A 19,594-nucleotide genomic window follows, 5' to 3' on the forward strand; every position below is an offset into this window, starting at 1 on the left:
ATTCACCTTTTTTCTTTTATTTCGCTAATCGTTGGACAATTTCAACCGTTTTATCAGCAGCCAATTGAACATCTTCTAAAGTTAGTCCAAGTCCAAAGCTAAAACGAATCGAATCACGTAGTTCTGCCGCACCTTTGCCATACATTGCTACTAACACATGCGAAGGATCGACTAATCCTGCTGTACACGCAGAGCCACTTGATGCAGCAATTCCTGCCATATCTAAGTTCACTAGGAAGGATTCAACATCCATACCTGCAAAGCTAATATTCAATACATGTGGTAAATAATTAATAGTATCACCATTCACATGATAATCAATCTTATCTTGATCTAGTGTGTTTAAAAATGCTTTACGGAAGCTAACAAATTCCTGTTGCTTCATCTCTAAAGTAGTTTGTGCAATACTTACAGCTTCTGCAAATGCACCGATTGCCGGGATATTCTCTGTACCGGCACGACGTTTACGCTCTTGTTCTCCACCAACCAAAACTGGTTGTAACGGCGTATTATCACGTTGATATAGGAATCCTAACCCTTTAGGGCCGTTCAATTTATGAGAAGAAACCGATAATAAATCGACTTGTAAATCACCCACGTCGAGCTTTTCCACGCCATAAGCTTGGACAGCATCCGTATGGAACGAGGCTTGATGATTTTTCAATAAAGCACCGATTTCTTTAATCGGTTGTACTGATCCGACCTCATTATTACCATACATAATTGTCACTAAAATCGTGTCATCTGTTAGTGCTTTTTTAAAATCTTGGACGGAAACTATCCCTTGTTCGTTGACAGGTAAATACGTCACTTTAAAGCCTTGTTTTTCAAGACGTTCACAAGTATGCAACACAGCATGATGTTCAATTTGAGACGTAATAATATGGAGACCTTCTTCCCGACGCGCATACGCCGTACCGAAAATCGCTAAATTATCCGCTTCAGAACCACCACTCGTCATAATGATTTCATGGTCATTGGCACCGATTGATCGTGCAAAAATAGTTTTTGCATCGTCCAAATATTTACGTGCATTACGCCCAACACTATGAATACTAGATGCATTGCCGAACACAGTGCCCATCAGTTCCGTCATTTTCTTAATAACGTCTGGATGCATTGGAGAAGTGGCTGCATGGTCTAGATAAATTTCATTCATTGTAAAAAATCTCCTTTAAATATAAAACATATAGCCGTCATCAGAATCTTGTTCTTTATAAGCAGCTAAATCCTCTAATGAAGTTGTATCTAATACATTTTTCACAGCATCACGAATATCCATCCAAAGCTGTCGCTGAGGTGGTGCCTCGTTTTCGATTCCTTCAACTGGCTGAATCGGTCCTTCAAGTACACGAATGACATCTGCTGATGAGATTAAATGTGGAGGTTTTGATAACATATAACCACCATAAGCCCCGCGTACACTCTTCACTAAACCTGAGTTTCGAAGTGGTGAGACAAGTTGCTCCAAATAGGCCTCTGATAAATTGTTATCTGCTGCAATTTGTCGCAAAGGAATTGGGCCCTGTCCATATTGTTTTGCTAATTCGATCATAATTGTGAGACCATAACGGCCTTTAGTTGAGATTTTCAAAGTTTACACCTCTATATAATAGCTTACATTTATACGATAAAGTATAGCATATTTCCTTCCATTCTACTCGGGAATGCTTTATCATAAATGTTACAAGCTTCAAAATAGAACAAACGTACGAGAGGAGGCAATCAGTTTGCCAAATGAACCACTCGCATTTCGCATGCGACCACGCAATTTAGATGAAGTCGTAGGTCAACAGGATATTATCGGAAAAGGTACCACTTTATATAAAATGATTACAAATGGACATGTTCCTTCTATATTACTTTACGGCGAACCCGGAATCGGAAAAACATCGATTGCCTATGCCATTGCCGGCACTTCTCGCCTGCCTTTTTTCGCTTTAAACGCAACGCGTGCTGGAAAAAAAGATGTGGAAGATGTAGTAGCTGAAGCACAGCTAACAGGTAAAGTACTCCTATTCTTAGATGAAATCCATCGTTTCAATAAACTACAACAAGATACATTACTACCACATGTAGAAAATGGAACCATTGTTCTAATCGGCGCAACCACGGAAAATCCTTTCCATGACGTCAATCCTGCCGTTCGCTCTCGCTGTGGCGAGATCAAACAATTGAAACGCTTAACATATGAAGATATCGATGCACTTGTGCTACGTTCTTTAAAAGATAAAGAGCGAGGTCTTGGCCGCTATACGATTCGCTTAACTGACTTACAACGCGATAAAATTGTTACAGCTGCACACGGAGATGCACGAAAAGCATTAACATTATTGGAGTCAGTTTACTATGCCTCTGATGAAGAGAATAATGAAACGATTGTACAGGATTCAACAGTCAAAAATCTAGCAGAACGTATCGGCGTATTCGGCGATAAAAAAGGCTCGCATTTTTATAATTTGTTATCTGCCTTACAAAAGTCCGTACGAGGGAGTGATACAAACGCTGCACTTTACTATCTAGCGCACTGTTTAGAAAATGGTGACTTAGTTGCCGTATCACGCAGACTACTCGTTATGGGTTATGAAGATGTAGGTCTTGCAAATCCCGAAGTAGGGGGGCATGTCCTAGCAGCTGTGCAAGCGGCTGAACGTCTTGGCTTACCTGAAGCACGTATCCCATTAGCTCAAGCCGTTATCGAAATGTGCTTAGCGTCCAAATCGAATTCAGCCATTTCAGCAATTGACGCAGCCATTGCTGGTATTCATGCTGGAAAAACAGGCGACATTCCTATGCATTTACGTGATGCCCATTATACAGGCGCAAAAACATTAGGCGTAGAGGGCTATCAGTATCCACATAACACACCTATCGGCACTTTCGGAGGTTGGGTCGATCAAGAATATTTGCCTGACGAACTTGTCGGCACCGAATATTACAAACCTGTCATTGCCGGCGAAGAAAAACGCATGGCTGGGATTTATGATAAGCTGAAATCGTTTAAGAAATAAAAGCAATCCCTACAATATCATTAATTGTCTTGACTATAGAAAATATCGATATTTTGTTCTCTTTTTCAAACAAAAATAGAAGGGTAGATAAGCAGAAGAAATTTGCTTTATCTATCCTTCTATTTGTAGCTTTAGAATAAAGTTTGTTTAAACCATCTTTTTCAGCTTTAATATTTTAGTATATATAGACTCTTTTGAAAAAAGTTTGATCTAAACAGTCCATTACACTATTAACATCAATACTTTTTTATAGGCAGAAGCTCAATCTTTCTATTGGTATAATCAATAATCAAGCGCCCATCTTTAGCAATATCACTCCCAAAAACTCCATCTAGCTTAAAGAAAGTAGCAAGTTCTATCAATACCTTCCTTACGTTGTGCAAACTTATGGATTGATCATCATTCAAATAAACAATTAAATTTTCAAGGCTATCTATTTCTCTTTCTATCTCCCCCCCGATGCCTCCAGTTTGGACAAATCTTTTCTCTATTTTCAGATTACCGATTTTCGATAGGAGAGGTTGTCCAAAATGGGACTTATTTGCACCGGTATCTAATCCGAAAAACAAGGGAACTTGATTCTTTGACTTCACTTTCAAAATTGGATACCCACAAAAGAAAAGGTTGTTCTCCGCATCATCTTTTCGTTTTGGTTTCTGAATCGTTACTTTGTCCTGACTATAATCAATTTCCAAATAGATATGTTGAATGATATCCCATCCAATAATTCCATCAATAATCATTATCTCTTTCGTATCAGGGTTTTGAATCGTTAACAAATCATCCATTAACACCAATGTAGGCTGGTTACGAATCGATAGATCCTTTATTACAATTGAATCGATTAAGGCCAAATCGGTACCCGAACTTTGATCAGTTGAACCTTCCACCTGAAATTCTTTATCTTTAATTAAGTTAATATGACAATCTTTTGCTAAAGAATTAGAAATGACTGTCATCATTGCTCCAGTATCTAACCAAAAGCACTTCTTATGTCCATTAATCATTACCTCAATCGTTGGTGAGCCAGATCTGCTTAGTTGCATAGGAATACATATTTGATTGTTTTGAAAAATGAATGTCGTTTGTTCAAACTGACTACAAGCTTTCGCAATTAATCGATTGCTTTTTTCAATACTAGGTTCATCAAAAAGGCCGAGAAGCTCTATTTGTTTCCATTCGGATTTAACAAAATAAAGTTCAAATAAAATTTGAGCACATAGACCCCGTAATGAAAGACCTTGAGAATCACAATAAAGATGTTTCAACTTCTCTGCAGCTAAACCGTCTTTTCCATCTGTAATTAGTTTTAATGCAGATTCAAATTCTGTATGCTCATCATCCATTTCTACCGTAGCAAAATGAAACCTCTCCAATTCTTCTATAACTTTCAATTCATCCACCCCAATAAATAAATTATTTCCCCTGAAATTAAATGATAATTACTTTTTTGAATTTATGGACAGATAAGTTCTTTAATCTAACAAATAACTTCGTATTCTGTTACTCAGCAACTATAATTGAACAATTAAAAATCATTTTAATCTATTTCTTTTTACTGAGAGTACCACTCTTTTTTAGTGAACTGACCGACTACTTAGTGTTCAGTATAATTTAGACAATCTGGAATTTCTCATTATTGGTTTTTAAATCTTAGTATTGAAATTCTGATTAAAACACTCCCTCACTATTGGTTTAGACATTATCATTAGTAGTAAACAAAATTTCACATTCCCCATATTTACACCTATTTTTCATAATTATAACATTATTGTGAATAGTTTAAATATATTATTTTCGTACTTTTACTCAAGTTGCAGAAAACTAATAAAAACCCATCATTAGACCCTATATTTATGAAAATTAGATAAATAAAAAAGCATGTATTGAATGGATTTTTCCAATACACGCTCTTATTCTTATAAAAGATCAAAACTTTAATCTATACTACTTCTTAATTCCCATGGTAAAAATTTATTCAATCGCTTGTCATTTACTACATAGTACGCCAAAGGTACTTCTTTTAATCATGTCGTTACTTTTAAAACCGTTTTGATTTTTTGGATAATACCACCCGAGCTATATGTTAATACGCTACGTTTGTAGAACGATAAGCTAAGCATGAATAATAAGACTACAGTCACAATAAGTACACCGAGTGAAATCATCGACTCTGTTGCCGCAATATCAGTAGCCCCAATGCGTAGTGGCATCACCATTCCAGATGTAAATGGAATGTAAGAGAACACTTTCACAAGCATCGTATCTGGACTATACATACCTGATAGTAAAACGTAAAATCCAGCAAGGCCCAACATCATAGCCGGCATCATCGCTTGACTCGACTCCTCTACTTTTGACACAAGCGAACCAAGCAGGGCACCCATAATAAGGAATAATACGATTGTTAATAATAAAAACGCAATCGCATAACCAACATAGCCTGCAGACAGTCCATTTATCACTTCAATAACTTTATCCCATTTCGAACCACCATCTACTAACATAAATAATAACGATTGTACTGTAAGTAAAACTACAATTTGCGTTAACGCGAGTAAAAATGTCCCCGTTAATTTCGCTAAGAAATGTGTAGCTGGTTTGATGCTCGCAAGTAGTACTTCTAAAACGCGAGATCCCTTCTCAGATGCCACATCTGTCGTAATCATCGATAAGAATGACATCACAAACGAGTAGATTAAAAATCCAACTAAAAATGAAGCGCCAATTCCAGCCGCTTTCTCATCTTCACTTTTCCCACCAGCTGTTTCCTCATTCAAATTTTTCATTGAAATAGTCGTTTCAGATTGCAAAATTTTATCCGCTTGCTCCGCTGATAAATTAAGTTGCTGTACTTCATAAATCTTCCCTGCATATTGAATACTAGAAGATACACTTTGCTGATCATTAAACGTTAGCGGTTTAAATGTCGCAATTTCTGCTACTAACGATCCACCCTTATCTTGAATAAAAATCGCCGCATCTAAATCTTCATCCCTAACCTTTTTCTCAACTGCAGCTTCCTCTTCTTTTGGGAATGAAAATTCTACATCTGGACTAGAAGTAAATAACGCTTTTAAATCTGCTTCAGTATCATTTAATACAGCAATCTTCAATGGCTCCTCTGCAAACAATGCCTCTTTAATATCTGACCAGAACATAACACAACTAATGACTACAATATATATAAGAATAGAGAAAATAAATGACTTCGCTTTAATTTTTTGCTTATAAAGTTGCTTCACTAATAGCCAAAACTTAGACATTACTGCCACCTACCTTATCTTTGAAAATTTCATCTAGAGATAAATAATCTAGGCTGAATTTTTCGATATAACCGCCATTAGAGACGATATCGAAAATCTCTTTTGCGTATGACTCATCTTCTAAAGTAAGTGTAAATTGCTCCTTACCCATTTGTACATGCTTAACGCCAGCTAATGCTTCAAGCTCTGCTACAGTCATCTCTGTACGAATTGTTAGCTTCGTTTTACCATATTGCTTTTTCAAATCTAGTAAACTACCAGAAAACAGTGATACTCCTTGTTTTAACAAGCATAAATGATCACAAAGCTCTTCTACATTCTCCATCTGATGACTTGAAAATAAAATCGTCGTACCATTTTCCTTTAGGGCTAAAATGGCATCTTTTAATAAATCTTTATTCACTGGATCTAGCCCACTAAATGGTTCATCTAATATTAAAAACTCTGGCTTATGTATAAAGCTTGCGATAAGCTGAACTTTTTGTTGATTTCCTTTTGATAACGTTTCAGCCTTTGCTTTACGCTTATCTTCAAGTTCAAAACGCTTAATCCAATACTCGACATCCTTCTTTAAATCTTTTCTCTTACAACCTCTTAATTCACCGAAGAAGTATAGCTGATCTTCGACTGGCATCGTAGGGAAAATACCGCGTTCCTCTGGTAAATAACCGAGTAAATCACGATCAATTGAATGAATGGACTTACCATTCCAAGAAATTTCTCCTTTAGTCGTTTCCTGCAAATCTAAAATCATTCGGAATGTCGTCGTTTTCCCAGCTCCATTTTGACCAACTAAGCCGAAAATCTCGCCCTTCTCAATTTTGAAAGAAAGGTTGTTCACTGCCACAAAATCCTGGTAACGTTTTGTTACCTCTTTAATAACTAATGCCATTGGAAGTCTCCTTTTATTCTAATTTCTGAATATACTATCTATACGTATGTACCTCAGATATGTATTCAATTTATTTATGAAAAATTTCTCGCTCATTTTGTAAGGCCCGTATTCTTGTATACACTTGCACCATTGCGATCAACATTATTAGCGATGCGCTAGCATTAATTAACCCAGTCCATACACTAGTCGATACAACAAAATTTAGAATTGAACTAGCTACATTTAAAATGAATACAAAACTATAGAGAAATAAAATTTTACACAAATAAGCGATTTTAGATGTACTGTCCGAATACAATTCAAATGGACGCTCTTCTTCTTTTTTTCGGACATATGCCCAAAGAATAAAAATCGCTACTATCTCCACTCCAGTAGAGGCTAAAAACTCTAAATACTCCTTACGATCCTTTGGTAATAATACTAAGCGATAAGTATATTTCTCTGGGACACCTTCTTCAAATTGATAATAGAAAGGGATTGCTTTTTTTAAATGTAATCCTTTTTGGCTTTGAGCATCTAGCCATTTTTCCTCCTTTTCATAATCGATAAAAAAGCGATGCGCTGTTATCATAAAGGACCCTCCTGATTCAGTATATTTTGCCCATTCATATATAATTCTTTTAAACGTCTCAGCTCATCTTCGACAACTTCTTTGCCAAGAGCTGTGATGACATATTCCTTTTTCCTCCCATCTTCTTCATAGGGTACAATCCACTTTTTCTGCACTAAAGACTTAATCGCCCCGTATAATGTACCTGGACCAAGCTGCACCCGCCCATTACTTAATGACTCCACCAATTGCATGATGCCATATCCATGTCTTGGCTCATATAAAGCTAACAAAATATAATAAACCCCCTCTGTTAAAGGAGCATGTTGTTGCATAAAATCCACCTCTTTACATCTATGGAAGATATATCAGCATCCGACATAAAAAATATATCAGCAGACGATATGTTTGTCAATACATTTATGCCCATTTAATATCATTAATGGTATCTATTACATAAAAATAGCGCAAAAGTATATTTGCTTCTGCACTATTATTATTTCATGAAAGGGAAGTCTCTAAACTTAAAGCTTAGTCTCGCACAATATCACACATACCCCAGCTCGCGGCTTTGGAAATTAAAGCTTAAGTGGGGGATTTACTTTTGTATTTTTGATGTATAACATCTACACACATTAGAATTGGATCATGTCGTAACTTTTAAAACCGTTTTGATTTTTTGGATAATACCACCCGAGCTATATGTTAATACGCTACGTTTGTAGAACGAGAGGCTAAGCATGAATAGGAAGACTACAGTCGCAATAAGTACACCGAGTGAAATCATCGGCTCTGTTGCCGCAATATCAGTAGCCCCAATGCGTAGTGGCATAATCATTCCTGATGTAAACGGAAAATAAGAGAACACCTTGATAAGCATCGTATCTGGACTAGCCATTCCTGAAAACAATACGTAATATCCAATAGTAGTTTAGTTTTTGCTTCATTTTTAATTATGGAACAGTAGCTGCGAGTTTTTTAGTTTCCTCTTTTTATTGAGTATGCTAAGAATGACAATAAAAAAGGAAAATGCCATACCTACATTAACACCCATAGCGAAATGCGTAACATCTGATACTTTAACTAAGAAAAGATTAATGAAAAGCATGATTACATTTAATACGATTATTGCACTTCGTATCGTAATAATCCGGTGATAATGAGCTATTTTAGAAGCAGTATCCGTATAGATTTATTCACCTCTTTATATCGCTAGCAGATATATCGTCTGTCGATATATAAAATATAACAGCTCCCGATATGGTAGTCAATTGGTAATTTAATATTTTTATCCAAAAGTTCGTCAATTTACCTTTTAGGCCAAAAAAAAATAGCGCAAAAGCATATTTGCTTCTGCACTATTTTTGTTTCATGAAAGGGAAGTCTCTAAACTTTAAGCTTAGTCTCGTACCGTTTGGATCGTTATATCTCGCACAATATCACGTACAACCCAGCTCGCGGCGATTAAACCAACAGATGATGGCACAAACGCATTTGATGATGGGGGTAATTGCGCTTTACGAATTTCTGCATTAGGTTTACCGACAGTTTCCACTACATCCGGACGAACAACGATTGGGCTCTCATCAGAGAAGATAACAGGTATGCCCTTTTTAATACCCTCTTTACGCAATTTCACACGAATGACCTTCGCAAGTGGATCTGTATGTGTTTTTGAAATATCTGCAATTTTAAAACGGGTTGGGTCCATTTTATTAGCAGCACCCATACTTGCAATAATTTTCACACCGCGTTTTAAGCATTCTTTCATAATGTGAATTTTATAAATAACTGTATCCGACGCATCAATCACATAGTCCGGCTCATAACTGAAGAATTTTTCGTATGTTTCTTCTGTATAGAACATATGCAAATCGATGACTTCACACTCCGGGTTAATATCCGCAATTCTTTCCTTCATGACAGCTGATTTTGAACGGCCAATTGTAGACATATAAGCGACTAGTTGACGGTTAATATTCGTAATATCTACATCATCTTTATCAACTAGAATGATGCGACCAACGCCACTTCTTGCACAAGCTTCTGCAGCGAATGATCCAACACCGCCAATACCAAGAATCGCAACTGTTGTATTTTTAAGCAAATCTACGCCATCTGTTCCAATGGCTAATTCATTACGTGAAAATTGGTGTAACATATCACTTTCACTCCGTTTATTTAAATTTTGTGAGTAATCCTATCCTATTACTAAGAAAATAGGTAACGTGAAAAATATATACAAAAAGCTCCGTGATTGCAAGGATTGTCGTGAGAAATATGTAAGTTAACATGAATTCCGCTAAATTCTTTAAAGAAAACAGCAACCCGAGATAATGACGATGTTTGGGTGAACGTAGCTTATCGGGGTAAACAACAGCATTGCTTATATTATCACTTAATCTTCACTTTCTAGCTTCAACATTTGTTCATTGAAAATTTCCACAAAACTTGACTCTATGTACTGCCCACATTGTTTAAGTCCTCCTACAACTGCTCCACCAATTGGCGGGACGAGTGAAGGCTGGAACTGAATTTCTACTGTCTCTTGTTGCGCTAACTTTTGAAGTGTCGGTAGAAAAAGTTCCACATTTGAAAACACACCGCCCGCTAGCACTACGGAAATCCGTTCTTTGGACCAAGCCATTTGATCAAAGCAAGCTTTAATGGATAGGAAGTAATTTTCACAAGCTCTTTTGATAATTTGCTGTGCAACAACATCCGCATTAGTTGCCTCTTCACATACATATAAACTGAGTGGTGAAATAACCGCCCTTGGATGAACTTCGCCATAAACAAGTTCAATAATTTTTGGAATGTCATCTATTTGAAAGTGTTGACATAGTCTAGCTGATAGATTTGTTTTATGCCCTCTACCATCATAAGCCTTAAATACAGCATTTAAAGCCTGTACACCTAAATCATAACCACTGCCTTCATCGTCAAATAAATAACCCCAACCTGCTGTACGAACCATTTGATGCTGTTCATCTAGACCTAATGTAATGGCACCTGTACCTGCTATTTGGACAATGCCCTCAGCTCCTAATGTTCCAGCATACAATGCATTAATCGCATCATTTGCTAGTCCAATCGTTGTATGCTCGGGTAAATAAGTTTGTAAAATCTGCAATAACAAATTGTCATACTGTTTTTCATTTACACCTGCCATACCAGCAAAACAACTTGAAACTAAGGCAAAAGCTGTTGGATTTTGTGAGTTTAGGGTCGTTAATACTTGCTGAATCGCTAGTTCAAATTCTTTTTGGCTCATTGTTGTTGGATTACTTTTACCAATCGTCACCATTGCATGAATATGTCCAAATTCATCACTGATTACTGCACATGTCTTAGTGCCACCACCATCGATTGCTAATACAAACATGTTCATCCTCCTAGCTAATTTCATTCTAAATGATAAGAAAAAGGATTGAGGACTATAGAACATAGCACCCAATCCTTTTACTCATTCTAACCTTCTTTTTCTAACTTACTAAAACCAAATGACTCCCAAGGTCGAATTCTCTCAAGCAAATAAATTTCCTCAGGTACAACTTTAGCTACTATATTCGTACTTCCTGAATTCGGCATATTTCTTAGAGCAACTTGTAACTCACCTTTGTAGCGTTTATCTCCATTATTATCGATCGTGATATCCCCTACTTGAATGTCTTTTATATCGTGCGAAGGAAAATGTTCCGCCTTATATTTCACACGAGGTTGCGTACTGCGAATGACATATTCAGAGACATCCCCACGATTAAAGTGAGGTTCTTCAAAAATGATTTTATTTTCCACCTCAGCATTTTCTACTGAAGGTGTAACAGCAAGCTCTAATTTATGACGATTCAGTTTCCCTAGTTCTTGAAGCTCTTCTTTAGATGCATACATATTCCCAATGATTAAATCATCAATTAAGCCTGTATGCCAAAGATCCTTCGCTTGAACTGTGATTGGTAAGCCTCGATGCTCCTCTAAAGTAGGTAAGCCGTATGGTGTTTCCTCCCAAGGTCCAAATGTTGCGTTATTCGAAGAAATCATTGCCGCAGTACGGATATGATTATCTTTGAATAGCTTAGAAGATTTAATAAAATGTTCTCTCGAAAGACCTGTATATTTTCTAGGATAAAAATTATGACAACCAATTATATTTTCACGGTTTGGTTCATAGGACAAAATATTTTCGACATATTTGGTGCCGTTACTAATATTCAGCTCGACCTTTAAGTTAGAAGCATCCAATGACATGAACGCCTCCTCCTGTCCAGAGAATCCCATATCTAAGCGTAATGCAGCTATATGATAATGCTCTTTAAAGAAGGCAATATCTCGATAAGTTAAGCCTAAGTCCTCAAATACTTGCGGAGCGATGTCAGCGGAAATATCAAACCCAAGCTGTTGTGCAAATTGATTGATTTGTTGTAACTTTGCTCTTTCCTCATCATTCTTCATAGACATTAAACAAGTAAAAATGCGACTAAAACCGCTGTCATGTGCATATTGTATATAGATTTGCATTTCTTCAAGTGTGCTATGTTGAGGATAAATCGAAATTCCTAATCTTCTCATTTGAATACCTCCGCTTACCATCTATTAAACGGTTACTTTTTCTGCTTCTGGTTTTTTCATTAGTTCTGATTGATTTGTTGTAGATTGTTGTTTTCCTTCTGTTTTATCTACTTTAGTTCTCGATGCTGCCACTATGAACGGTAAGTAGATACAAACGGAAATAGCGATTAATACGACACTTAATACTCCACCTGTCCATGATTGCGTTGTTAACCATCCATTGATGACTGGTGGAACCATCCAAGGCGTCGCAACTGTTGCTGCTGGAACCCATCCCCATTTCGTTACGAAATAAGCAATTGATACATTGATCATTGGTGTTAGAACAAACGGAATAACTAAGCTTGGATTTAAAATGATTGGTAAACCAAACATCAATGGCTCATTAATATTGAATAACGAAGGTGCGGCACCAACTTTACCTACCGTAGTGTACTGCTTATTCTTTCTAGCGAAAAGGAATATAGCAATAACTAAAGCAATTGTTGTACCAGACCCACCCATATTTACGAAAGCATCAAAGAATGGTTTGTTAATAATATATGGTGCAACTTCACCTGCATTAAGTGCTTGAACGTTGTTAGCAATTGCATCAGCATTAATAGTTTGCATGAATGGTTCGATAATATTTGCACCGTGAATACCAAATGACCAGAAGAATACAGGAACAAATGCTAAGATCAAGGCTGCAACCCATGTGTTTGTTAAACCCATAAATGGTTCTTGCACTGTTGCGTAGAATGATGAAATAATATCAGGCATATCAAAACTTGTTGAAATGATTGTTCTTACTAAAGCAAATGATGAAATTGTAATAATAGCGGGTAATAATGCCGCAAATGATTTTGTAACTGCCGGTGGAACACCATCAGGCATTTTAATCAATAAACGCTTGTTACCAGATAACCGTGAAAACAGTTCCGAAGATACGAGTGCAGCTATTAATGCAACGAATATACCACCGGTTCCTGTGGTTAGACCACTTAAGCCGCCTTCACCGAATGTTCCGAATGTCAAATAGCAAGATAAACCAATTGCCCCGGCAGATAAGCCATCTTTACCATAGCCTTTAGCTAAATGGTACGAAACTGTAAAGGCAAGAAGTAGAGACATAATGGCGAATGTCGCACTCCACACGTTCCCCCCCCATTGCGTCCATGTTCCATGTGCCCAAATTGAATCCATTAATTTTTGATAACCTTTAATCGGTAAGTTATTGATTATTACTGCTAACGAACCTGCAATTGTTAACGGCATAATTGTAATAAAGCCGTCACGAATTGCAACTAAGTGCCTTTGATTCCCAATCCTCGCTGCTGCTGGAACGAACTTCTCCTCAAAAAAACGAAACATCCCTCTCCACTCTCCTTTGTGTTATAGCCTATTTATGTGGTAAACATCAAAATTGATGTTAAGCCCCTTCAACACGTTCGTATAAATCAATCATTTCTGAAGCTAAATCTTTAAAAGTAATCGCATTCATTAAGTGATCTTGTGCGTGAATAAGTAGCAAAGAAACTTCGACTTTTTCTCCTCTAGCTTCTTGTGTTAATAAAGCTGTTTGTGAATGATGTGCTTCCACCAACGATTTGTTTGCTATAGTAATTTTCTCTTTGGCAGCGCTAACATTTCCTTTTTTAGCTAGTTGGATTGCTTCCATACAATCACTTTTCACGTTGCCGCTATGTAATATCAGCCCCATGATTGACTGCATTAATTCTGTTTCTTGCATGACCCTTATACCTCCTTGATTATCCTATTAGATTAAGTGCTTGAGTCAATACCTTTTCACCATTCATCATGCCGTAATCTGTCATGTTAATGACTTCGATTGGGATATTTTTATCTTTATATTTTGTTTCATATGAACCTTTTAAATAACGTACTTGAGGTCCTAATAATAAGACATCTACTGCTTTACTTTGCAGTGTTGAATCAACTTCACTTTCTGAAATCGCGAAAATTTCTGCCTCTAAATTTTTTGACTCTGCAGCTTTTTGCATTTTAGTTACTAGTAAACTTGTACTCATACCAGCAACACAAACTAACATAATATTTTTCATATAGAGCACCCCTTATTATTTAATATAACGCCTAAATTGAGAATAGCAGACATTGGTCTATACCACAATACCTTTAAAGCGCTTTCTTTTCCATTTTTTACGTAATAAGTAATTGGCATAGGCTAATACACCTTGAAATTACTGCCCTATTTCTAAACTGGTATAGTCCAAAGTTTTTTTCAAAAATTTTTGATTATTTCAATAAATCTGTTTTGACAATCGTTAAAAATACTCATAGAAAGACGGCTTTTCTTTTCGTAAAGCCTGTTCCCATGCCATTAGAGTCGCTTCATGCGGTTGATGCTTCGCATATAGCGCGGCCTCTGAAACGGTTAAATAACCAACGATCATAGCTGAGAAAATATTAATAGATAAAGATAAAACTTTATCATCCACAATGAGATCTGATTCAACTATTTCTACATCACCGTTATTTGTAATACAATACAGTTGCTCATTCCAATGTGCAAAATGATCTTGAATGCGTAAATACATTGGTTCTGTCAGCTCAGCCCAACTGTATTCACTTAAAAATGCCGTAACATCCACAATTCTCACCATACAATCTTGAACAAGTTCTTTTTTAAATTGTGGTTGATTAAAATGGAAGCCAAAATGATTTGTAGCTGCCGTATTACCTGTTATACGATAGACACTTGCACTATGGGAAGAAATATATCGCCACAGGGCCTGCTCTGCCAAATAATCCTTTACTACAAAGTCTTTTATGATAAATGTGAGGTTTTGGATTTGATAGCGTACAAAACCTTGGATTTTATCGTCCTTATAATAAGCTGCAAAATGACTATCCGGCTCTCTGCGGTGAATTCTTTTCCACCAAGCACCATCACGTTTCATAAAGCCATTCATATTCTTTGCAATGTCATTATAAAAAGTACAGACATCTTCAAAAAGTTGCTCTTCAAGCCATTCAAAACTGAAGCGTTTGACATCATCTAACTCGTTACCGAAATTAGGGAAGGCTTCACTTGGTATGCTGTAATTCAACTTATCAAAAAATAACTCCCAACCGAAATAGCGATAAAAAGATACTGAAAATGGTGCTAATACTGAAACACTTTGACCATTTTTCCGCATTTCTTCCAAAGCTCGAATCATCAATTTTTTCATAATCCCCCGATTTCGAAACTCTGGATAAGTACATACAAAACCTATGCCCCCCATTTTGTAAGAGGTCTGATGGATTGTCATATTCAATGGGAGCACGAGCAATTGACCAACTAATTTTCTTTCATCATATGCTCCAATCGTAGTACTATATTCTACCCAATATTGAAAATCATTTCTTTTTTCTCCAATATATTTATTCGAAAAGCTATAATCTCGTAAACGATGAACTTGTTCATTATCTTGTGATGGTACTAATTGAATCATTTGTAGCTCCCCCTTTGTAAACGATATTTATTTCCCCGTCTATTGCTGACAACAAAATAGGTTTTATGACATTTTTTTGTATAAAAAATGCCGACAACACCAATCTACGGGATTTGCCGACATTTTAATATGCCTGAAAAAAATCTGTCTATACTGCATTATTTTTCACTAATAGAGATCGAAACACGTATTAATTGTTCAAATTCAATAATTTCTCCATATATTGTTCTACTTCTGCTGATGTAGAAAATGTTAGGATTCGTTCCAAATGTTGTGCCATTTCTTGTTTTGAGAGCTTAGAAATTTGTCCACGGGTTCGTAAAATAGAAGATGCACTCATAGAAAATTCATCCAAACCTAAAGCAAGCAGAATTGGTACAGCTATTTCATCTCCAGCCATCTCTCCACACATTCCTACCCATTTGCCATTAGCATGGGCAGCATCAATCACCATTTTTACTAGGCGCAAAATTGCTGGATGGAATGGTTGATATAAATAGGAGACTTTTTCGTTCATACGATCTGCGGCTAACGTATATTGAATTAGATCATTCGTACCAATTGAAAGAAAATCTGCTTCTTTGGCAAATAAATCCGCAATTAGAGCCGCTGATGGAACTTCTACCATCATCCCAATTTCAATATCCCTTGCAACCTCTATTCCTTCAGCGAGTAGCTTTTCCTGTTCCTCTTGTAATAAGGATTTCGCTTGTCGGAACTCGTCTAATGTTGCAATCATTGGAAACATAATTTTCAAATTACCATATGTACTTGCACGGAGAAGTGCACGTAGCTGTGTACGGAAAATATCCTGCTGATCCAAACAAAGCCTCACTGCTCTTAGTCCTAAGAAAGGATTCATCTCATGCGACAAAGTCAAATATGGTAATTCCTTATCTCCACCAATATCTAACGTTCTAACGACAGTCGGTTTATTCCCCATATTTACTAAAACTGTTTTGTACGCGACGAATTGCTCTTCTTCTGTTGGTAATTCTTGACGGTCCATATATAGGAACTCTGTACGAAATAAGCCAATGCCATCACCGCCATTAGCTAATACATTCTCCACATCCTCTGGCTTACCTATGTTGCCAGCTAACTCTACAGGATGCCCATCAGCACTAACGCTTTCTGCTGTCACAAATTGTTGGAATAGTTCACGCTCAGCAATAAGAGCTTCCTGCGCAACTAAATACTCTGCAGCAATTTCTTCAGTGGCATCTAAAATAACAGTCCCTTTTGAGCCGTCCAAAATGAGTCTTGCACCGTGAGGGATATCCGTTGTTGCTATTTTGGTACCAACAACTGCAGGAATCTCCATCGTTCTCGCCAGTATAGCTGAATGCGATGTACGCCCCCCAATATTTGTTACAAATCCCTTCACATGCGTTTTATCGAGCTGAGCAGTCATCGACGGGGTCAAATCTTCCGCAACAATGATAACATCCTTTGATAAACGGCTATAGTCAGGCAATTCGATAGCTAACAAATTGGCTAGCAAACGCTTAGCTACATCACGAATATCTGCAGCTCGCTCTTGCATATATTCGTTATCCATTGATTCAAATAATCCGATAAACATCGTTGCTGTTTCTTGTAATGCAAATTCAGCATTAACGCCCGCACTGATTTGTCCTTCGATTGCTGACAGCATTTCAGGATCTTGTAGGACTAATATATGCGCAGAAAAAATCTCTGCTTTATCATGGCCAAATTTCTTTTTAGCTGCTTCACGAATTGTTTCAAGTTCAATTTTTGTTTTTATAATAATTTCTTGAAAACGTAATTTCTCCGCCTCAACATCAGTAATTGCCAATTTTTCAAAGGAAAGATCGGGTTCTACTAAGCAATATGCATTCGCAATAGCTATTCCATTAGATACTGCAATACCTCTAATCTCTAACATTCTTGACCAAGTCCTTCTGAAATCATTAATTCTGCCACTTTTGCAATTGCTGCTTCTTCATCTGAACCCTCTGCTTTGATGGTAATTACTTCACCCTCTGAAACACCTAGTGACATAACACCTAAAATTGATTTTAAATTGACTGTTTTATCTTTGTACTTGATTTGGATTACCGATGCGAACGGCGTTACTCCTGCAACTAATACTGTCGATGGTCGAGCATGTAACCCTACTGGACTCGTAATTTTAAATGTTTTTTCCATAATAATCTCCCCAATACTTAAATTTATTCAAATTCGCCTTGGCGTATTTGCTCCTGACGCTTCGCTTTCGTCGCAGAAAAAATCTGTGGCATCCGCCGGAGGCTTTAACTTTAATCAACCGGGTTTAGACTCCCACTGAATTGTATATATCTGTTACATTCATCTCACCATTTATAGAAGTGGAGAATTCTGCTGAATCAAGTTAAAAGTTTATACGATTACTATATCTTTCTATCATTAATTCATTACGTTCTTTACTGCCATCTAAATTTGCACTTTCAAACACAGGGAGATCTTCACCCGTGCTAGCCAAAATTTCAATTACTTGACAAATTGTCGTATTTAAAATAGCAGAACCTACTGTTGATGAGGCAGGTCCATATTGCACGCTATCATGCCATAGGACACCATCACCTATCGGAATATGCGTATTTAAAACTACATTTACTACTTCTTCTAAACGTTGCCCTGACTTATGTTTTGTTGCAGCATGCTCCTTATATTCAAGAGATTGCAAGGAGATTACAAGCACTCCAGCTTCTTTCGCTAGTATGGCTACATCAATCGGAACAACATTTCTACCTGATGTTGAAATGATGATTAATACATCATTTGGCTTGAAATCTAGTATATGACGATGATTTGCTATGAAGTTTGGATCCTTCTCATTATTTGAAGAAGTTAATGCACCTGCTTGTAGCATTAATGGTTCTATAAAAATTGTTTCAACAGGGACTAACCCACCTGCACGAAAAAATGCTTCTTGTGCCAACAAATGTGAATGCCCACAGCCAAACAGCTGTAAGATGCCCCCTCCTTGAATGCGTTCCGAAATCAGTTGAGCGGCTTTTCTCATACTCGATTGTTCCTCTACTGCTACAATGTTTAATAGATGTTGTACCTCTTGAAAGTATTGATGCATGTTATCACCTCTGTATTTCAGTAATAAATTTATAGCGGTCCGCACGATACGTACTACGTACTAATTCAAACGGTACGCCAGTGCTTAAAAAGCTTTTTCTCTCAATAATCAATACAGCGGATGGCTGCTCTATATTGAGTAGCTTACTATCCTCTTTTGTTACAAGTGCTGCTTCCATTTGTTGAGAGGCATGGTCGATTTTTTGATGGTGTCGCTCTTCAATCAACGAATATAAAGAACCTAATATCATGTTTTTATCTAAATCTGGGATTATATCTACTGGTATATAAGTTCGTTCAATAGCCATTGGTTTCTGATCAGCATTACGAATCCGTACTACAGAAAATACTTCATCTTCGGGTTTCATTTGCAAAGCTTTCGCAATATCAATAGAAGGTATAAGCTTTTCAAATCGAATAAGTTTATTGCTTGGCTCATATCCTCTTAATCGCATATCTTCCGTAAAACTAGTCAAACCATTTAAAGGCTGTTCTAATTTCGGATTCGCTACATATGTACCCCGCCCTTTTTCTCGATAAAGTAAACCGCTATTCACTAAATTCGTTATTGAATGCCTTACCGTCATACGACTAACACCTAATTGCTCAGAAAGCTCTCTTTCAGAAGGAATATTTTCAGCAATCTTAAATTCCCCATCAAAAATTTTGTTCTTTAATAATTCTTCTATTTGTACATAAATTGGAACGGGTGAGTTTTTATCTAACAAGCTTTTCACCACCTTTCGTGCAGT

At 36.8% G+C, this 19,594-nt stretch carries 21 protein-coding genes; 2 read left to right on the forward strand and 19 right to left on the reverse strand.

Annotated features, from left to right (window positions below):
• Nucleotides 1-16: 16 nt before the first annotated feature.
• Both JFL43_RS00530 and cymR read right to left on the reverse strand, forming a co-directional pair.
• Nucleotides 17-1,159 (reverse strand): cysteine desulfurase family protein, encoded by a 1,143-nt coding sequence (locus JFL43_RS00530; RefSeq protein WP_200747499.1) that lies wholly within the window; start codon nucleotides 1,157-1,159, stop codon nucleotides 17-19.
• 15 nt (nucleotides 1,160-1,174) lie between these two features.
• A complete protein-coding gene (cymR, locus tag JFL43_RS00535; RefSeq protein WP_100794343.1) occupies nucleotides 1,175-1,594 on the reverse strand; it encodes a cysteine metabolism transcriptional regulator CymR in 420 nt (139 codons plus the stop codon).
• Between the two features lie 136 nt (nucleotides 1,595-1,730).
• On the opposite strand from cymR, the gene JFL43_RS00540 reads away from it, so the two are divergent.
• A complete protein-coding gene (locus JFL43_RS00540; RefSeq protein WP_200747500.1) occupies nucleotides 1,731-3,011 on the forward strand; it encodes a replication-associated recombination protein A in 1,281 nt (426 codons plus the stop codon).
• Between the two features lie 236 nt (nucleotides 3,012-3,247).
• Here JFL43_RS00540 and JFL43_RS00545 read toward each other — a convergent pair whose 3' ends face one another.
• The 6 genes from JFL43_RS00545 to JFL43_RS00570 form a co-directional block, all read right to left on the reverse strand.
• Nucleotides 3,248-4,405 carry a retropepsin-like aspartic protease gene (locus JFL43_RS00545; RefSeq protein ID WP_200747501.1) on the reverse strand — a complete coding sequence of 386 codons (1,158 nt, stop codon included), beginning with the start codon at nucleotides 4,403-4,405 and terminating at the stop codon, nucleotides 3,248-3,250.
• A 633-nt stretch (nucleotides 4,406-5,038) separates the two neighbouring features.
• A complete protein-coding gene (locus JFL43_RS00550; RefSeq protein WP_200747502.1) occupies nucleotides 5,039-6,277 on the reverse strand; it encodes an ABC transporter permease in 1,239 nt (412 codons plus the stop codon).
• A complete protein-coding gene (locus JFL43_RS00555) occupies nucleotides 6,270-7,169 on the reverse strand; it encodes an ABC transporter ATP-binding protein (protein ID WP_200747503.1) in 900 nt (299 codons plus the stop codon). Before JFL43_RS00555 ends, JFL43_RS00550 begins: the two co-directional genes overlap by 8 nt.
• Before the next feature lie 70 nt (nucleotides 7,170-7,239).
• Nucleotides 7,240-7,743 carry a DUF2812 domain-containing protein gene (locus tag JFL43_RS00560; RefSeq protein ID WP_200747504.1) on the reverse strand — a complete coding sequence of 168 codons (504 nt, stop codon included), beginning with the start codon at nucleotides 7,741-7,743 and terminating at the stop codon, nucleotides 7,240-7,242.
• The gene (locus tag JFL43_RS00565; RefSeq protein ID WP_200747505.1) at nucleotides 7,740-8,057 is read right to left on the reverse strand and encodes a PadR family transcriptional regulator; all 318 of its coding nucleotides are present in this window, start codon (nucleotides 8,055-8,057) and stop codon (nucleotides 7,740-7,742) included. The genes JFL43_RS00560 and JFL43_RS00565 overlap by 4 nt, the downstream gene beginning before the upstream one ends.
• 311 nt (nucleotides 8,058-8,368) lie before the next feature.
• Nucleotides 8,369-8,647, reverse strand: coding sequence for an ABC transporter permease (locus JFL43_RS00570; RefSeq protein WP_325166619.1), 279 nt, complete (start codon nucleotides 8,645-8,647; stop codon nucleotides 8,369-8,371).
• An 85-nt stretch (nucleotides 8,648-8,732) separates the two neighbouring features.
• Between JFL43_RS00570 and JFL43_RS00575 the strand changes: the two genes are divergently transcribed.
• On the forward strand, nucleotides 8,733-8,879 hold the full coding sequence (locus JFL43_RS00575) for a hypothetical protein (protein ID WP_200747506.1): 147 nt from the start codon (nucleotides 8,733-8,735) through the stop codon (nucleotides 8,877-8,879).
• 242 nt (nucleotides 8,880-9,121) lie between these two features.
• On the opposite strand, the gene JFL43_RS00580 is transcribed toward JFL43_RS00575, so the two are convergent.
• The 11 genes from JFL43_RS00580 to JFL43_RS00630 all read right to left on the reverse strand — a co-directional run bounded on the left by JFL43_RS00580 (nucleotide 9,122) and on the right by JFL43_RS00630 (nucleotide 19,570).
• On the reverse strand, nucleotides 9,122-9,883 hold the full coding sequence (locus tag JFL43_RS00580; protein ID WP_200747507.1) for a tRNA threonylcarbamoyladenosine dehydratase: 762 nt from the start codon (nucleotides 9,881-9,883) through the stop codon (nucleotides 9,122-9,124).
• Nucleotides 9,884-10,120: 237 nt separating this feature from the next.
• On the reverse strand, nucleotides 10,121-11,107 hold the full coding sequence (locus JFL43_RS00585; RefSeq protein WP_200747508.1) for an N-acetylglucosamine kinase: 987 nt from the start codon (nucleotides 11,105-11,107) through the stop codon (nucleotides 10,121-10,123).
• Nucleotides 11,108-11,193: 86 nt separating this feature from the next.
• Nucleotides 11,194-12,291, reverse strand: a complete 1,098-nt coding sequence (locus JFL43_RS00590; RefSeq protein WP_200747509.1) for a DUF871 domain-containing protein — start codon at nucleotides 12,289-12,291, stop codon at nucleotides 11,194-11,196.
• A gap of 24 nt (nucleotides 12,292-12,315) precedes the next feature.
• A complete protein-coding gene (locus JFL43_RS00595) occupies nucleotides 12,316-13,644 on the reverse strand; it encodes a PTS sugar transporter subunit IIC (protein WP_200747510.1) in 1,329 nt (442 codons plus the stop codon).
• A gap of 58 nt (nucleotides 13,645-13,702) precedes the next feature.
• Entirely contained in the window at nucleotides 13,703-14,023 is a 321-nt protein-coding gene (locus tag JFL43_RS00600; RefSeq protein WP_200747511.1) for a PTS lactose/cellobiose transporter subunit IIA, read from the reverse strand.
• 19 nt (nucleotides 14,024-14,042) lie between these two features.
• Complete coding sequence (locus tag JFL43_RS00605; RefSeq protein WP_100794358.1) at nucleotides 14,043-14,354, reverse strand: PTS sugar transporter subunit IIB; 312 nt, start codon at nucleotides 14,352-14,354, stop codon at nucleotides 14,043-14,045.
• Nucleotides 14,355-14,576: 222 nt separating this feature from the next.
• Nucleotides 14,577-15,749 (reverse strand): GNAT family N-acetyltransferase, encoded by a 1,173-nt coding sequence (locus JFL43_RS00610; protein ID WP_200747512.1) that lies wholly within the window; start codon nucleotides 15,747-15,749, stop codon nucleotides 14,577-14,579.
• A gap of 190 nt (nucleotides 15,750-15,939) precedes the next feature.
• Nucleotides 15,940-17,658: a phosphoenolpyruvate--protein phosphotransferase gene (gene ptsP, locus JFL43_RS00615; protein ID WP_200747513.1), complete on the reverse strand. Its 1,719-nt coding sequence runs from the start codon at nucleotides 17,656-17,658 to the stop codon at nucleotides 15,940-15,942.
• Nucleotides 17,652-17,924 carry a phosphocarrier protein HPr gene (locus JFL43_RS00620; RefSeq protein ID WP_100794361.1) on the reverse strand — a complete coding sequence of 91 codons (273 nt, stop codon included), beginning with the start codon at nucleotides 17,922-17,924 and terminating at the stop codon, nucleotides 17,652-17,654. Before JFL43_RS00620 ends, ptsP begins: the two co-directional genes overlap by 7 nt.
• 199 nt (nucleotides 17,925-18,123) lie before the next feature.
• The gene (locus JFL43_RS00625; protein WP_200747514.1) at nucleotides 18,124-18,843 is read right to left on the reverse strand and encodes a sugar isomerase domain-containing protein; all 720 of its coding nucleotides are present in this window, start codon (nucleotides 18,841-18,843) and stop codon (nucleotides 18,124-18,126) included.
• A gap of 4 nt (nucleotides 18,844-18,847) precedes the next feature.
• Nucleotides 18,848-19,570: a GntR family transcriptional regulator gene (locus JFL43_RS00630; protein WP_200747515.1), complete on the reverse strand. Its 723-nt coding sequence runs from the start codon at nucleotides 19,568-19,570 to the stop codon at nucleotides 18,848-18,850.
• Nucleotides 19,571-19,594 lie beyond the last annotated feature (24 nt).

Source organism: Viridibacillus soli (assembly GCF_016612995.1).
GTDB lineage: Bacteria > Bacillota > Bacilli > Bacillales_A > Planococcaceae > Viridibacillus > Viridibacillus soli.